The sequence below is a fragment of the Endozoicomonas sp. ALD068 genome (assembly GCF_049310145.1).
GTDB lineage: Bacteria > Pseudomonadota > Gammaproteobacteria > Pseudomonadales > Endozoicomonadaceae > Endozoicomonas_A.
This window is the reverse complement of sequence record NZ_JBLYNU010000004.1, coordinates 4,695,904-4,710,179: the sequence shown is the minus strand read 5'-3', so window position 1 is coordinate 4,710,179 and position 14,276 is coordinate 4,695,904. Positions and strand designations below refer to the sequence as shown.

Genomic DNA, 14,276 nt, shown 5'->3' with positions numbered 1-14,276 from the left:
TTACCACCCAATCAAACTGCCTGGTTGACTGATTGAGAAAACTTCCCGCTTTGTCAGATCATTGATGATGCTTGCTGATCGCCAAGCGGTCAGACTCAGTTGTGGCTCCGCAATACCATGACTGTGCAGACCTGCGTTGAGTGCGTAAATGCGTCTGTTGTCCGGACCATCCCAATCAACGGCAAAGCTGGAAGAAAGTTTGAAACGCTGGTGTTCGTCAAGGTTCAATCTGGACTGAATTGGCTCCAGATAGCGGGGCAGTAGATTCTGAAAACCTGTACAAAGAATGACGATATCAGCAGAGAGCACTTCATCCTCTGAAGACAGCGAATTGGTGAGCTTGAGGTCGTAAAAGCCACTCGAAGATTCAGACATGGCCGTGAGGGTCCGGTCAGGCAGCAGTTTCCAGTTTACCTGACTCCGAGACAAGTAGGTGCGGTCATAAAGTTCCCGGTAGATTTCTAGCAGGTATGCAGGCGTAATGCCGTCGCTGGCCAGCTTCTGATATTTGACAATGGTTTCTTTTTTTTCCTCAGGCAGGGATAAAAAGCGGCTAACATAGCCGGGCGTAAAATATTCATTGGTAAATGGACTTTCATCCAGAGGCTCAAAGCTGGCCCGGCGGGAAATCCACTGAATCTCATCAGCTTTACCCCATTGTTCACGCAGACAGTTAAGGAAGACTTCTGCACCCGTCTGGCCGCCCCCAATAACGGCAACCTTTTTATTGCGAAGATCAGGCTGGCGGGTCATCAGTTCGCTGGCATGGAAGCAATGCCTACCCACCATAGCTCTAGCGCAATCAGGTATGCAGGGTACTTTGCCTGTTCCCAGACATAGATTACGAGCTTTAACCTTCTCCTTGTCCGAGCGCAGCACGAAGCTACCCTCTTCAAAGCTGACTTCCCTGATCTGCGAGTCAAACTGCAAAGACTCCAGGTTTTCTGCGACCCAGTTCATGTATTCGACAAATTCGCTGCGGCTGATCACCATCTTTTCAGTGGCTAAAAAAGAATAAAACCGTCCCTTTTCCACCAGGAATGACAAGAAAGACCAGCGACTGGTGGGTTGTACGGCAGTTACCAGATCTTTCAGGCAGGAGGTCTGCATATGAGCACCAGGCAACATAAGCCCCGGGTGCCAGCCGAAGGCGGGTCTTTTGTCAAAGAAACGGACCTTTAGCTCGGGAAGACTGTCCAGCAGTGCTGCAAGACTCAGGTTGAACGGGCCAGATCCCAGTCCGGCCAGATCCAGAGGGGCGGTTTCATCTTGGTAGTGTGTAAACTTCATCATTCTTCCCTGAGTGTTATTGCCAGAGGGTTCTTGAGAGGGGTTCCCAGTTCTGGCAGAGGGCGTTCGCTGGTGTCGCCATAGCCGAGTTTGAAACGAACCCGGTTCAGACAAACCCGGGCCATTTCCGGTGTGAACAGATCAAACAGTTTGAAGCGATTTTCCAGTTCGGGATGTGCCTTTATATACGACTTAAGTTGTTCACCCAGTAACTGGTAGAAACGGGACTCGGAAAAGCCTTTTTCAGCCAGACAGGCAGAGATAAAGCGAAGAACGGTCACAAAGTGACCGGTCTGCAAGTCGTGAATAAGGTGAGCAGCAGGCAGGCGAGCAGTGACTGAAAGGGCGTAATCACTCAGAGTGTCAAGTTCAGGGAAGTCCTGATCGATCAGTCTCAGGTCACCCTGAAAATCCTTCAGCGCTACTCTGACTGGCAGATGATTATCCAGAACCAGAGTAATATTCTGGCCATGAGCCACCAGACCAACACCGTATTTACACAGCAGGTGATAAAGAGGAACCACCACCAGATCAAAAAGCTTTGATAACCACTGTTCTGTTGTTAATCCCGAACGATGAATGTACTCGCAAATCAATGGATAGCCATAGCCGTCTTTCTGGAACAGGGTAGAGATCAGGATAGTCCGTTCCGATTCTTCGGTTTTAGCGTGAACACTCTGGCGCCAGATGCAGCCCAGCATTTCATGATAACGGTAGGGAGCATCCGCTATCTGTTGGAACTGAGGGTTTGGATAAAAAGCCCCGGCAGGCTCTTCCAGAATAATGGTTCTGCGGTTGCACAGGGTTGGATCAGACGCAGCTATTTCAGAGAGCCAGCTCGAAACCATGGGACCTGCCTGGATATATCGACCGGGAATACCCCGGTAGCAGGAGGTATTTAAAATGGAGAGTGGCAGTTTGATGTTCAGTTGCTCTGGTCGCTTCTTATTGGACAAAGTTCGAAGAGACTGTTGTGGAAGCATGGGGTCTCCATAGCTTCCCAGATGAACGATGTGACCTGCAGCAATTTCAGAAGCGAACAGGTTGACCAGACGGTTGCGCCATTGCCAGGGGTGCACCGGCATAAGGAAAAAGTGGCTTGAATCAATATTGAGTTGACGACATCTGGCGTACAGCTCTGCCTGCTCCCTGCTGTTAAGAACAGCGCTGATCAGATCATTTTCCTGAAGGTCGACGGCCAGAGAGAGCCTACAGTTTTCACGGCTCAATGCCACCCACTCAAGTTGGATTTCGGGCAGAAACTCAGTGGCGTAATCCTGATAATCCTCCTGTCCCCAGCCGAGGCGTCCTTTGCTGACGGTGACTTTGGGATGGCCATCCAGATAACATTGCAGTTCGTCATCCTCCAGCTCGATCAGTTCGGCTGCACTTTTCTGGTGATAGTTTTTCTGAACCTGTACCTCGGCCATTAGCGTATTGGCCAGTTCTTCGAGGAAGTTTGCCAGTGTTGTTGAGTCCAGTCCCAGCTCCTCCCTGGCGTCTATAAAAAACTGACTGACTTCCAGCGCTGAGTCGATGCAACTGTCCAGATAGCTACGGGAAATGGACGCAGTATCCACTATTAATTGATCCCAGATGGTTCTCCAAGCATAAAAGCGATAGTTCACGCCGCTTTTCAGTTCAAGGATAAACAGTCCGCCACTCACTTCTTCAGGAGCAATTGCTTTGGGGATGATGGCTTCTTCCCAGCTCAGCTCACTGAGTGTTTTTGCTAACAACCGACGGTTAGCTTTCTGCCAGAACTCAAGGCACTGATTGACAGGTAAAGCCGTAACAGCCTGATTCATAACCGGATCTCCTGGAAGAAACTCTCCCGGTAACAGTTGACCAGTGCCGCACGTTTGTGAGGGAAGTCAAACTCTTTGACCAATGACCAGCCAGCGGGACTCAACAGCTTCAGCAATCTCTTGTTGTCAGCTCTGGGCTCTCCCACCAGACGAGTCGTTCGGGGCTCGTCCAGGAACAGGAAGTGAGTAATGCACTTTGTCCAGCTGTTGGAATATCTCTCGCCCAGAAATTCCAGATTCCCTACCAGAAGGTGAAAGCCACGATCCCAGGGCTGGCAATCGTAGTAGGGAGCAATACGGTCTTCCAGAGCCCAGTAGAGTTCGAAATACCCGAAAGGCTCTCCGTTGATGCACCCGATCATTGGCCAGGTTCTCCGGTCTTTCAATGCTGACTGAAGATAGGCTGTCAGTTCTTCCCGGCTCTGGGCCATCTCCCAGAACTCTGCGACACGAGGCTGATTCATCCATTCATGGAAGAGATCAAGATCCTGGTCCGGATCAAGGGTTCTGAAGGAGACAGTGAGGTCATTTTGATAGTCATAACGCTTATAAACGACACCTTTAGGCTGTTCCTGACGAAGTGGATGCGTGACAGCTTTTTCGTTTTCAGTCCAGATTTCAGGTATCGTCTGATGATCTCTCTGATAGTGCCAGAGTGTTCGGTCCTGATAGAGGCCTGAGCGATAACAGGTAGCTTCCTTTGAGCTTTCTTTATGGCTGTGTATCAGCTGATTATCTTGAAGCCTTTCAGCCAACGAAGCTGCAACCTGAATTTGGAAGAGATCCGGATTGCGGGAAAACAGGTAATCCAGACTGGCTGCAATAAGGTGATTGGGTACATTCTCAGGGAGATCGGATTCGTTAGCTGCAGTTATTAAGGCACTATCCTGCTCCGAGATTTTTAACAGCAGAGATTGATTGTTGTCATGCACCGTCAGGCTATTGGATGACAGTAATTGCAGAGAAATCTTGCAGTCTGATGCCCCTGGCAGGGTAATCGTTGTTATTTTAGTCATTGCTCTTCCGTAAGAGTGAGTCTGAGTAGCCTTGTGCGAAGAAAAACAAGGTGCGTCATGCTCAAATATGAAAATGGCATTGCAAAATGTTTTTCACGATAAAATTAATGGGGTGTATTACCGGACAACCTCACTGAATGCCTGCAAGGGGTTTCTCATGGAGTGATAGACATCCATCGGGTTCTTTAATGTGTTCTCGTTAATGTTGCAGTAGGTGCAGTAAAAGTTACCTTTTGACCAGAGCTCTCTGCTATCGAGCATGTAATCAAGGCAGCTGGTGTCCCGGCGGCCCTGCTTGCGCAGGTTGTCCAGAAAACGGTAGAGGGAGGACAGAAGCTCTTTCTCCGGAAGAATATTGCTGGCTCCCAACACGCTGATAACACCAAAGGTGGAATTAATCAGCAGATAGTAAGTAAATAGCCGGTTGCCAAGCTGTTCACTGACGTGGTGCTCTTTTTCTTCATCAGCCAGAGGCAGGTGTGCTTGCAAGAGTTCTCTGGCCAGGCGGCTGTACCCCGTGCCCTGACAGTCGCGGAAATAGACGGTTTCCGGGTAACCCTCTGGCATTCTGAGCAACAGGTTTTGTTGATGTGCGCCCATTAGCAGACCAAAGTCTGATTGAGCAACGATCATGGGCTCTAAAACTTTGGAAAGATATTTTCCAAACCACTTTTGTGCGACAGCTTCAGGCCTGGCCCTTTCCTTTACAGCTAATTCCCGGATCAGAGCAATCAGTCTGGGCTCACCTACCGGGTTGTCCTGGGTAAGACTGGCCAGTAACTCAGTGCACTGGTTGACGGTTTCCCGGTTGAAAGGATTTTCCCGAAGCACCATCATGGTTTCAGGCAGCACCTGGCCGTCTTCTCCCTTGATGGCGGCATGAGCCGGTTCGGTAATGATTTCGAAGTCCGGATAAAGGCTTTTCAAATCACTGCCTAAAGGCGTCTGGTATTTCACCTGATGGATTTCCTTGCCCCGAATCACTTCTTTGGGCAGCAGGTGACGTATCGAATTAGTCAGTTTGACGCTGAGTGAATACTTCAACATCAAGGAGGCGTGTATTCCATGGATCGCCCGTACTGAAGAAGTAGCACGCCATTGGCTACCATGCAGACCATAGTTAATAATTTGGCCTTCACTGAGCAACTGCCGTATATAAGCATTCTTTAACCATTGCTGAGCCTGCCAGGGGTGAGCGGGTAACAGGGTGTGGTGTTCGGGAATGTCTTCAGGAAAACGACCGGAGAACTCCGGATCTTCAGAAGCCAGTTGGCGAGTCAGTTCATGGAATGAATATTCATGAACACTGTCTGCTTCCAGCAGGTTGGCATCAATAGAAAACCAGTGCAGCTGGAAGCTGTTTCCGTATTCAGGAATATAGCGCTGTGAGTCTTCTGCGGTAAATTGATCGCGACTTTTGGGGGTAGGGTGAACGGAGTGACCTGCCAGCAGGGCTTGCTCTGAAGATTGAAAATCTGTGCAGCCGGAAAATAGTTGATCAAGTTCGTTTTTTCTTAATTCAAGAACAGACGCCATATTCTCAACGCTTCTTTTAACACGATTAAAAAACAGTTGTCTCTGCCCGGCGTCACTGTTCCATAAAGCATTGTCTTTAACGATTAACTGAACACTTTCAGTGAAGGATAAATCAGTGATGGTGTTGTTTTTTTGGTTAACCAGGGCAATGGGTTTGCAGAACTGATGCCTGCCGCTGATGGATAAATATTTAATATAAATCAAAAGCCGACAGTCGCTTTTGTTCAAGGGGATTGAAGCAGTGGCTTCGGCGTCAACAGGCGGCTGCCAGTCTGAACTTATTGATTGACCGCTCAACCACTTCTTGTGGCTACCAACAGGCTCTAATGACCAGTCTTTCCATTCCCTGAGCAAGGCATTAAAAAAGCAGCCAGCACTCAGGCTTTCTGCATGCTCATGACTATTGCAGTCGTACGTAAGCTCATGTCCGAACCTTTTATAGGATGAATCGTATACAGCTTTGATGGTTGTGGTTTCTAAAAGCGGTGTGGACACTGATTTCATTCTCCAGAATGATCTTATTATTCAGCACATAATTTGGAAGACCTTAATTACTGTTACGAGGATTTTATTTAAGGTCTGGCTCAATAGGGCTTGAATTGTAAATGAGAATTGTTATCATTTGCAACAGATCACAACAACAAACATCAACCATGCAACAAAATGAGCTTGGCCCTGTTATAGCAAAACCCGTTTATGAGACCGGAGACTCCATCAAAGAGTTCAGCCAGTTTGGGTCGGTATTTATGCTCGGTGCCGGGCAGACGACGCTATTGATCTGCCTGCCAGCCATTGCTGAAGAAACCGGTTTAGGTTATGGCCTGCTGACGGCCATGGTGGCACTGGGAACCTGTCTGTTTATTTTCACTTCGCCCCTGTGGGGAAGAATAAGTGACCGTTTTGGACGCAAGCGAGTGGTTCAGTCCGGGGTCTTTGGTTTTGCGGCCAGCTTTTTACTGCTGGCATTCGCGCTTCACGGTCTGGGCTCTGGTCTGCTGAGCAGAGAGTTGGCCATTGGTTTGATGTTTTTCGCCAGGACTATTTATGGTCTATTGGTATCGGGTTTGTATCCAGCGGTTCAGGCCTGGGTTATAGACGACAGTAATCATTCTAACAGACTGCCTGGTCTAAGCCGGATTACAGTCAGCATAAATGCCGGGCGTCTCATAGGTCCTGTGATTCCGGCAATGTTGATTTCCCAGGGCAGCCTGTTTCCTGTTTTAGCACTGGTAGTTTTTGCTATCCCCTTGCTAATACAGGTCTCAATATTAACCAATGACAAGCCTTCAGAAGTCAGGCAAGAAAAAGGTAGCGAAGAAAAGAACCCGTTCAGGCAAATGCTGAAATCACTCTGGCCTGTTTTGCTGGTGGCCTGCTCTGTAACAACGCTCTTTGGCCTGTTGCAGTACCTAATAGGTCCTATTTTGCAGGAGCGTTTTTCTTACGACGGAGTATCAGCATCAAGAGTACTTTCGATGCTCATGATGGTGGCTGCTTTTTCGACGGTGGTTGCTCATTTGCTGGTATCTCGTTTTGCTCAGGGCAGGCTGATTCTGTCATTAAAAGTCGGCAGCGTTTTATTACTGTTCGGTAGTTTCCTGCTGATCACCTCCACTCAACTGATATGCCTGATATTCGGACTGGTCATCAGTGCCGCTTCGATTGCATTACTGACGCCTGCTTACACGACACTGGCGTCAGAACAGGTAGGTCAGCAGGGCGTTCTGACAGGAACCCTCGCTATGATTCATACCCTCGGATATACCATGGGAGCGCTTCTGGCCGGACTGGGAGGATCACTGGGCATTCAGATGGCAGAAGTTTTCTGCATTTTTCTGGCTGTTCTGCTTCTGATGATTTCCTTTTTATTAGTTGAATCTCCAAAGAAACGGAGTTGTTAGGTTTACATGAACTCAATTCAAATGGTGGGCTGGCCCATTGTCACAGTCAGCTTTAATCGCCCGGCCTGCGACGATGATGCTCGCCAATGGCTAGTCGACCTTTCTGAGCTGCTGGCAAGAGAGCAGCCATTCAGTCTCATTATTCAGGCAAAGCCCAACAGTGAGTTTTCACCGGAAGCCAGAAGAGAACTAGGGCTCTGGTTTAAAGAGAACAGGATAAAACTGGGGGCGTTTTGCCGTGGTATTGCCCGGGTTGTGCTTTCCGAACAGGAGGGTGACAGAGTGGTCAGTGACAACATGAAAAAGGCTATGCCTTTTCCCATGGTGTCCTGTCTCGATTTTGATCAGGCTCGTGACTGGGCGATTGAGCGGTGCCATCAAACGGCAGTTTAAGCTTGATGGTGTAAATAATAACTATTATCATTCGCAACCATTGTCCATTGGTTGAGCCAATGGCTATCAGGATTGTACGACTGCATCAGGACAATATCAGGCAGTCTGAAATTGAAAAATAATTATTCAGTGAATGGTCAGTCCGGCTCAGCAGAGAGTCCGGGAGCTTGCTTCAGTTGTCTGACAGTAAAGCGATCACACTTCCACAGAACAAAAGAAACTGAGGCCATGGAGCAGACCCTAACGCTTGACCAGGCGTGTTTGCGGGTGGGAACAAAAACCATTCTGCAACCAACCCATCTTGACATCACGCCAGGAAAAATAACCGCTATTCTCGGACCCAATGGCTCGGGTAAGAGTAGCCTGCTGAAATTGCTCTCCGGTTTGCTTGAGCCCAGTGAAGGGCGGGTGCTTTTGGGAGGGCAGTTGTTGAAGTCACTCCACCGTAAAGAACTGGCTAAAAGCCTGGCGTTGTTGCCACAACACTCACCGGTTCCACTTGGTATGTCGGCAACGGATCTGGTGGCTTGTGGCCGATACCCCTATGCAGGTCCATTCGGGCGATTGAAAAAAGAGGATCACAGGGCCGTCAGTTCGGCACTCTCCAGAGTCGGTATGGATCATTATGCCGGTGAACTGGTTGATCATCTCTCCGGTGGTGAAATGCAGAGAGTCTGGCTGGCCATGGTGCTGGCCCAGGAAACCGGCATTTTACTTCTGGACGAGCCAACCTCATGGCTGGATATCGCTCATCAATTGCGCCTGCTGAATATTGTCAGACAGCTCAATGATGAAAAGCAGACCACCATTATCTGGGTACTTCACGACCTGAATCAGGCCCTTCAGTACAGCGACGAAATAGTGCTGATGGATCAGGGGCAGGTGATTAGAACAGGTGCAGCTACAAAGGTACTGGATAAGCGCATTATCTCGGATGTATTTGGGGTAGAGACCTGGGAAGTGCAATTGGAAGGAAGAAAAGAGTCGCTCTTTTTGCCCTTGGGTGAGCGTCAGGCTGAGCCCGTGATCCATCGTGTTTTGAGCAAGGAAGTCGCCTGATGTTTGCAGTCCTGAAAAAAAGCTGTTATTTCCTGCTGTTTACATCGGTAGCAGCGATGGCTTCAGTCACTGAACCCGATCTGGCCGAAACCCCGGAAAAGATTGCAGCACTGAACTGGACCCAGGCTGAAATGCTGCTCACCCTCGGTGTCGTACCTGCAGGGGTGACTTCCATAAAGGGTTATCGGGAGTGGCAGTCCGATGATCCGGTTATGCCGACAAGTGTTACCGAACTCGGGCAGAGAGCTGAGCCGGGTCTGGAAGCCATAGCGGCTCTCAAACCGGATCTTATTCTTGGCTATAAATGGCGTCATAGTCGTATAGTTTCAGAGCTTAAGAGCATTGCTCCAACCGTTCTTTATTCCCAGTACCCGAGCCAGAAAGATCCTTTGGATTATTTTCTGAGAATGCAGGGTATTTTTCGTTCAGTGGCACATATTCTGGGGCGCGAAGCTCTGGCAGAAAAGAGACTCAGGGAAATGGAGTCTGAGCTGGAACAGGCCCGCAATATGATCAAAGCAGCGGGACTCTCCGGCCAGAAAGTCGTTGTGGGTAAGTTTGTCGGTATGGGACTGGGACTTCGAGTCTACGGCGATTTGTCTCTGGCGGGTGCCATCGTTAACAGGATTGGTCTGGAAAACAGCTGGCACTCTTCATTACCCGGACGGGATTTTACCCATGTTGACCTCCTCAAACTGACCACTATTGGCGACGCCAGTCTGATCATTATTGGTAGTCAGCCTGAAAATCTGCCAACGATGGCGCAATCATCGGTTTGGAATGCCCTTCCGGCTGTTAAAGAAGGCCGGGTCTATTATCTGCCCGCACTCTGGTCATATGGTGGCCCTGAGTCGGCTGCTCGAATGGCCAAGGCTTTTGCCCGTTATCTGGCTCCGGAGGTGTGATGTTTATTCTGGAGTCTGTATACAGTTTTTATGAAGGCGTTAAAAAGACGGCAGTGACATTGTTTTTGTTCATCCTTCTGGTCACTGTTTCCCTGACAGTGGGGCCTGCCGGCATTGATCTTAATTTGTTGAATGGATTGCCGTTCCTGCAGCAACCCGCCGATCATGCTATGGCCTCCGAAATAGTGACCTGGCTCCTTCTGCCAAGAACATTGATGGCATTGTTATGCGGTGCCGCACTGGGGGCGGCGGGTGTGTTGATTCAGGGAGCGACAAGAAATCCCTTTGCCAGTCCGGCAACACTGGGAGTGAACTCCGGGGCCATGCTCGCCGTAGTGCTGGGAACTGTTCTGTTGCCTGAACTGACCGATCAGTACCCAGTTGTTGTCGCCTTTTCGGGTGCTGCGCTTACCACTTTACTGGTGTTCAGGCTGGCCACAGCTATCAGTGATTCACCGGTTAACCTTGTTCTGATTGGCATGGCCATTACCCTGTCACTGGGTGCTCTCAGTGCCGGTATTCTGATGTTTTTCGAGAATCGTCTGGAGGGCCTGTACACCTGGGGGGCAGGGAATCTTGCCCAGTTTGACTATCAGGCTATCAACAGTAGCTGGCCGATCTTTACCCTGATGATTCTCTTTGCCACATTGCTGGCCCGACGTCTGGACCTGATTGAGTTGGGCAGAGATCAGGCCGAGAGTCTGGGGATAAATGTAAGACGAACCGTTGGCTTGTCGCTGGTGATTGCTCTGCTTTTGTCTGCCACTGTCGTCAGTCAGGTGGGAATGATCAGTTTTATTGGTCTGATTGCCCCGCACATTGCCCGTGGTCTTGGTTATCGCTCAGCATGGAAACGTCTGCTGGCGGCCAGCCTGACAGGTGCATTGCTGCTACTGGGTGCAGATGTGCTGGCCAGAATGATTCCTTTCCTGATGTCCGAAGCCCATTACAGTATCCCGGCCGGAGCCATGACAACGGTTGTCGGCGCACCTTTCGTGATTTTCCTGTTGAGCCAGCGTAAAAGGATCAGCAATTTGGCCAGAGCACCCGGTGAGACAGGAATACGTGCTCTGTTTCACGTGTCTCCGGTAAAAGTCCTCTGGGTTCTGCTGTCCTTAGTGCTGGTCGCTTTTTACTTCAGTCTGTTCAGCGGCCTTGACCGGTCCTGGATCGACCTGCGTTGGCCCAGAGTTTTAACGGCAGCTTTTGCCGGAGCTGCACTGGCTGTCTCTGGTCTGGTTCTTCAGACCCTGATGAGAAATCCTCTGGCCAGTCCCGATGTTTCTGGTCTGACGACCACGGGCGTTTTGTTTGTGGTCCTGGGCTCTGTCATGGTGCCTGGTCTTGAGCGTCTGGACTTGCTCATGCTGTCGATGTTTGGCAGTGGTTTTGCCCTGCTTCTTTTAATGGCCCTCAGTCGGATGACCGGGTTTAATCCCCAGCTTTTTGCCCTGGCTGGCCTCTGTCTTTCTGCGGTTTCGGCAACGCTGATCAGCGTAGTGATGGTGCTGGGCAGTAATCAGTCCAGCGAGGTGCTTGTATGGCTTTCAGGCAGTACCTATGCAGCCAGCAGTGAGTTGGTTTATCTGTTGTCTTCTGGTGTCTTAATCCTGATACCCATGTTTATGCTGATGTGGCGAAAGCTGGACATTCTTCAGTTGGGCGCCTCCTGGCCTTCCCTGCTGGGCATCAGAGTAAAGGCTTCAGTGTATCTGCTGATGCTGCTGGTCGCCCTTTTGAGTGCAACCAGTGTTGCGACAGTGGGGGGTATTTCTTTTATCGGGTTGATGGCGCCCCATATTTGCCGCGTCACCGGCATGTCAAGCCACAGACATCTGATTCCGGCTACTGCCATGACGGGCGCTTTGCTGCTGGTCATCAGTGACTGGCTATCACGATCGTTGATGGCTCCTTTTGAAATTCCTTCAGGTCTTCTGGTCTCAGGAGCCGGTGGTATTTATTTCATCCTTTTACTGCTCAGTGGTAAATACGTCCAAAGTCGTTAAATAACCTTTTTGAAAAAATCACAAACCTGCGGGAAGCGGGCTTGGAACAAGAACAGGGATCTAATGAGAATGATAATCAAACACAGGGAAAGCTAACCTATGAAAACAAATAAAACGCCTCTTGCCATCGCTATAACCATGGCGTTGGGAAGTCAGAATGCTTTTGCAGAAGGCAATGATTCCGTGACCCGGCTGGAAGAAGTCGTTGTTACCGCTTCCCGCTCTGAAGCCAGTATTTCTGATGTTTCCGGGACCGTACAGGTCATCAGTGGTGAAGCAGTGGCCCAGCAGAGCGTGTCCGGTCAGAAACTGGCTGATATTCTTGAACGGCTGGTCCCTGGCTTTGGTCCCAGCACTCAGACGGTGACCGACAGAACCCAAAGCGTCCGTGGTCGTAAGGCTCTGGTTTTGATTGATGGCATTGCTCAGACCGAGAACCGTCAGATCAGTCGCCAGCTCAGCATGATTCGTCCTGAAAACATTGAACGTATTGAAGTGATTTCCGGTGCCAGCGCAATTTATGGTGGTGGTGCGACCGGCGCTGTTATCAACCTGATCACCCGTAAGCCAGCCGAAGGCGATATCCAGTTTGCTTCTGAAGCCGGCATCAAGGTATCTGGTGACGAGCTGAGCAGCTATACCCTGAATCAGAGTATCAGTGGCAGTAACGGTAATTTTGATTACCTGTTCAGCGGAACTTACGAGAGTCGTGATGGCATTTTTGATGCCGATGGTGACCGGGTTAACCCGGACCCCTCTCAGGTCAGCCGAAGCGATACCGATACCAAAGATGTTCTGGTGAAACTGGGTTATGACTTCAACGCGGAGCAGCGCCTGGAGACGACACTGCAATATTTTGATGATCAGATGGATTCTGATTACGCGCCCGACATTTCCTCTCTGATCACTGGAGATGCTGCTGACGCACCACCACCTGTTAAAGGGTTGCAGCTGGAAGATCAGCCTTACAGCAAGAGAAATTCCATTGATCTGGTCTACAGTGATGCTGACTTTTTAGGCAATAATTTTCAGTTGCAAACCTACTATCGTGAGCGTGACGCAAGGTTCTTCCCTTACCCGAATATGTTAGGTTCCACGATATCCCCGGGCACTACTTTTGTTAATCAGTCGACGTCTACCTCAGAAGTCTATGGCTTGAAGCTGCTTCTCGACAGGGCTCTGACCGATACGTTCAGAATCTCCTACGGTATTGACTACGATGTTGACAAAGGCGAACAGAGAGGACAACTGCACGATCTGCAAAAGTACATTGACAGTGGCGGCACAGTTATTGAACCGACAGGATCTTCCTATGAATACGGTCCGGATGTCGATGCCAAGACCCTCGGGTTTTACTTGCAGACCGCCTGGGATATTACCGAAAAGCTGACCATGAACGCCGGTGTTCGTCACGAGCGCGCTGAATTGGATATTGCTGACTACACTCCGTTAGCAGAAACCTGGTTTTTGCCTATTTTGTTTCCTAATGCAGATGTAACTGTATTAGAGGGTGATGTCAGAAAGTATGACGATACTCTATTTAACGTTGGTCTGGTCTATCGGCTGAATGGCAGCAATGAAGTGTTTGTTAACTACTCTCAGGGTTTTGAAGTCCCTGATGCTTCAAGGATTTTAAGGGATGTGATTTCACCAGACAGCATTCTGGCCATAGTTCCCAATCTGCCATTGAATCCTACCGATATATCACAAGCCAATCTGGACGCCATCAAGACTGACAGCTATGAACTGGGCTGGCGTGCACGGTTTGACAACCTGCTGGCCAATGCCTCTGTCTTTTATAACGAGTCTGATAAAACCATAGACTTTAATGAAGATTACAATGTGGACCTGCTGGACCAGCAAAAGAAAGTCTACGGCTTTGAAGGCTCTCTGGAATATTTCGTCAATGATTTCTGGAGTGTCGGTGGCAGCTATGCCTTCACAGAAGGACGCAGCTACTATGAAGAAGTGGGCAAATGGCTTGACCTGCAGGCAGCCGATGTCTCTCCTGAAAAGTACGTGACCTATGTCACCTACGATCAGGAAGATATGAGTATACGTCTGCAGTCGACAACCTTTGCCGATTACGACAAAGGCAAGAAAGTGTCTGGTGGTAATGTCGTAAGTTATGAGGTTGACGGTTATACCACTGTTGATCTGCTGGCTTCCTTCGCTATGCCCGTGGGCACTCTGAAAGCAGGTATTACCAACCTGTTGAATGAGGACTACGAAACGGTCTACAGCCAGTGGGCTGGTGACACTTACAATGGCATCAGTGCTCATAATGCAGAAGGTCGTGCTTACACTCTGAGTTATCGCGTAGAGTATTAAGCAGGAAAAGCGGCCAGGCAAAAACTGGCCG

At 49.5% G+C, this 14,276-nt stretch carries 10 protein-coding genes; 6 read left to right on the top strand and 4 right to left on the bottom strand.

Annotation, left to right across the window (positions count from 1 at the left end):
• From ACO6V5_RS17145 to ACO6V5_RS17130, 4 genes are all read right to left on the bottom strand, one after another.
• Complete coding sequence (locus ACO6V5_RS17145) at positions 1–1,293, bottom strand: lysine N(6)-hydroxylase/L-ornithine N(5)-oxygenase family protein (RefSeq protein WP_422139695.1); 1,293 nt, start codon at positions 1,291–1,293, stop codon at positions 1–3.
• A complete protein-coding gene (locus ACO6V5_RS17140; protein WP_422139696.1) occupies positions 1,290–3,098 on the bottom strand; it encodes an IucA/IucC family protein in 1,809 nt (602 codons plus the stop codon). Before ACO6V5_RS17140 ends, ACO6V5_RS17145 begins: the two co-directional genes overlap by 4 nt.
• Positions 3,095–4,114: a GNAT family N-acetyltransferase gene (locus tag ACO6V5_RS17135; protein ID WP_422136570.1), complete on the bottom strand. Its 1,020-nt coding sequence runs from the start codon at positions 4,112–4,114 to the stop codon at positions 3,095–3,097. Before ACO6V5_RS17135 ends, ACO6V5_RS17140 begins: the two co-directional genes overlap by 4 nt.
• 117 nt (positions 4,115–4,231) lie before the next feature.
• Positions 4,232–6,145 carry an IucA/IucC family protein gene (locus ACO6V5_RS17130; RefSeq protein ID WP_422442122.1) on the bottom strand — a complete coding sequence of 638 codons (1,914 nt, stop codon included), beginning with the start codon at positions 6,143–6,145 and terminating at the stop codon, positions 4,232–4,234.
• A 110-nt stretch (positions 6,146–6,255) separates the two neighbouring features.
• Here ACO6V5_RS17130 and ACO6V5_RS17125 point away from each other — a divergent pair, with 110 nt between their 5' ends.
• From ACO6V5_RS17125 to ACO6V5_RS17100, 6 genes are all read left to right on the top strand, one after another.
• On the top strand, positions 6,256–7,551 hold the full coding sequence (locus ACO6V5_RS17125) for an MFS transporter (protein WP_422410424.1): 1,296 nt from the start codon (positions 6,256–6,258) through the stop codon (positions 7,549–7,551).
• Between the two features lie 6 nt (positions 7,552–7,557).
• On the top strand, positions 7,558–7,944 hold the full coding sequence (locus ACO6V5_RS17120) for a hypothetical protein (RefSeq protein ID WP_422410426.1): 387 nt from the start codon (positions 7,558–7,560) through the stop codon (positions 7,942–7,944).
• 228 nt (positions 7,945–8,172) lie between these two features.
• Positions 8,173–9,003 carry an ABC transporter ATP-binding protein gene (locus ACO6V5_RS17115; protein ID WP_422139700.1) on the top strand — a complete coding sequence of 277 codons (831 nt, stop codon included), beginning with the start codon at positions 8,173–8,175 and terminating at the stop codon, positions 9,001–9,003.
• Positions 9,003–9,908, top strand: coding sequence for an iron-siderophore ABC transporter substrate-binding protein (locus ACO6V5_RS17110; RefSeq protein ID WP_422410429.1), 906 nt, complete (start codon positions 9,003–9,005; stop codon positions 9,906–9,908). Before ACO6V5_RS17115 ends, ACO6V5_RS17110 begins: the two co-directional genes overlap by 1 nt.
• Positions 9,908–11,914, top strand: coding sequence for an iron ABC transporter permease (locus ACO6V5_RS17105; protein ID WP_422410431.1), 2,007 nt, complete (start codon positions 9,908–9,910; stop codon positions 11,912–11,914). Before ACO6V5_RS17110 ends, ACO6V5_RS17105 begins: the two co-directional genes overlap by 1 nt.
• Before the next feature lie 99 nt (positions 11,915–12,013).
• Complete coding sequence (locus ACO6V5_RS17100) at positions 12,014–14,245, top strand: TonB-dependent receptor (protein WP_422410433.1); 2,232 nt, start codon at positions 12,014–12,016, stop codon at positions 14,243–14,245.
• Positions 14,246–14,276 lie beyond the last annotated feature (31 nt).

Coding starts and splice junctions, on each gene's coding strand:
- ACO6V5_RS17145 (WP_422139695.1), bottom strand. CDS start 1,293: ATGATGAAGTTTACACACTACCAAGATGAAACCGCCCCTCTGGATCTG.
- ACO6V5_RS17140 (WP_422139696.1), bottom strand. CDS start 3,098: ATGAATCAGGCTGTTACGGCTTTACCTGTCAATCAGTGCCTTGAGTTC.
- ACO6V5_RS17135 (WP_422136570.1), bottom strand. CDS start 4,114: ATGACTAAAATAACAACGATTACCCTGCCAGGGGCATCAGACTGCAAG.
- ACO6V5_RS17125 (WP_422410424.1), top strand. CDS start 6,256: ATGAGAATTGTTATCATTTGCAACAGATCACAACAACAAACATCAACC.
- ACO6V5_RS17120 (WP_422410426.1), top strand. CDS start 7,558: ATGAACTCAATTCAAATGGTGGGCTGGCCCATTGTCACAGTCAGCTTT.
- ACO6V5_RS17115 (WP_422139700.1), top strand. CDS start 8,173: ATGGAGCAGACCCTAACGCTTGACCAGGCGTGTTTGCGGGTGGGAACA.
- ACO6V5_RS17110 (WP_422410429.1), top strand. CDS start 9,003: ATGTTTGCAGTCCTGAAAAAAAGCTGTTATTTCCTGCTGTTTACATCG.
- ACO6V5_RS17105 (WP_422410431.1), top strand. CDS start 9,908: ATGTTTATTCTGGAGTCTGTATACAGTTTTTATGAAGGCGTTAAAAAG.
- ACO6V5_RS17100 (WP_422410433.1), top strand. CDS start 12,014: ATGAAAACAAATAAAACGCCTCTTGCCATCGCTATAACCATGGCGTTG.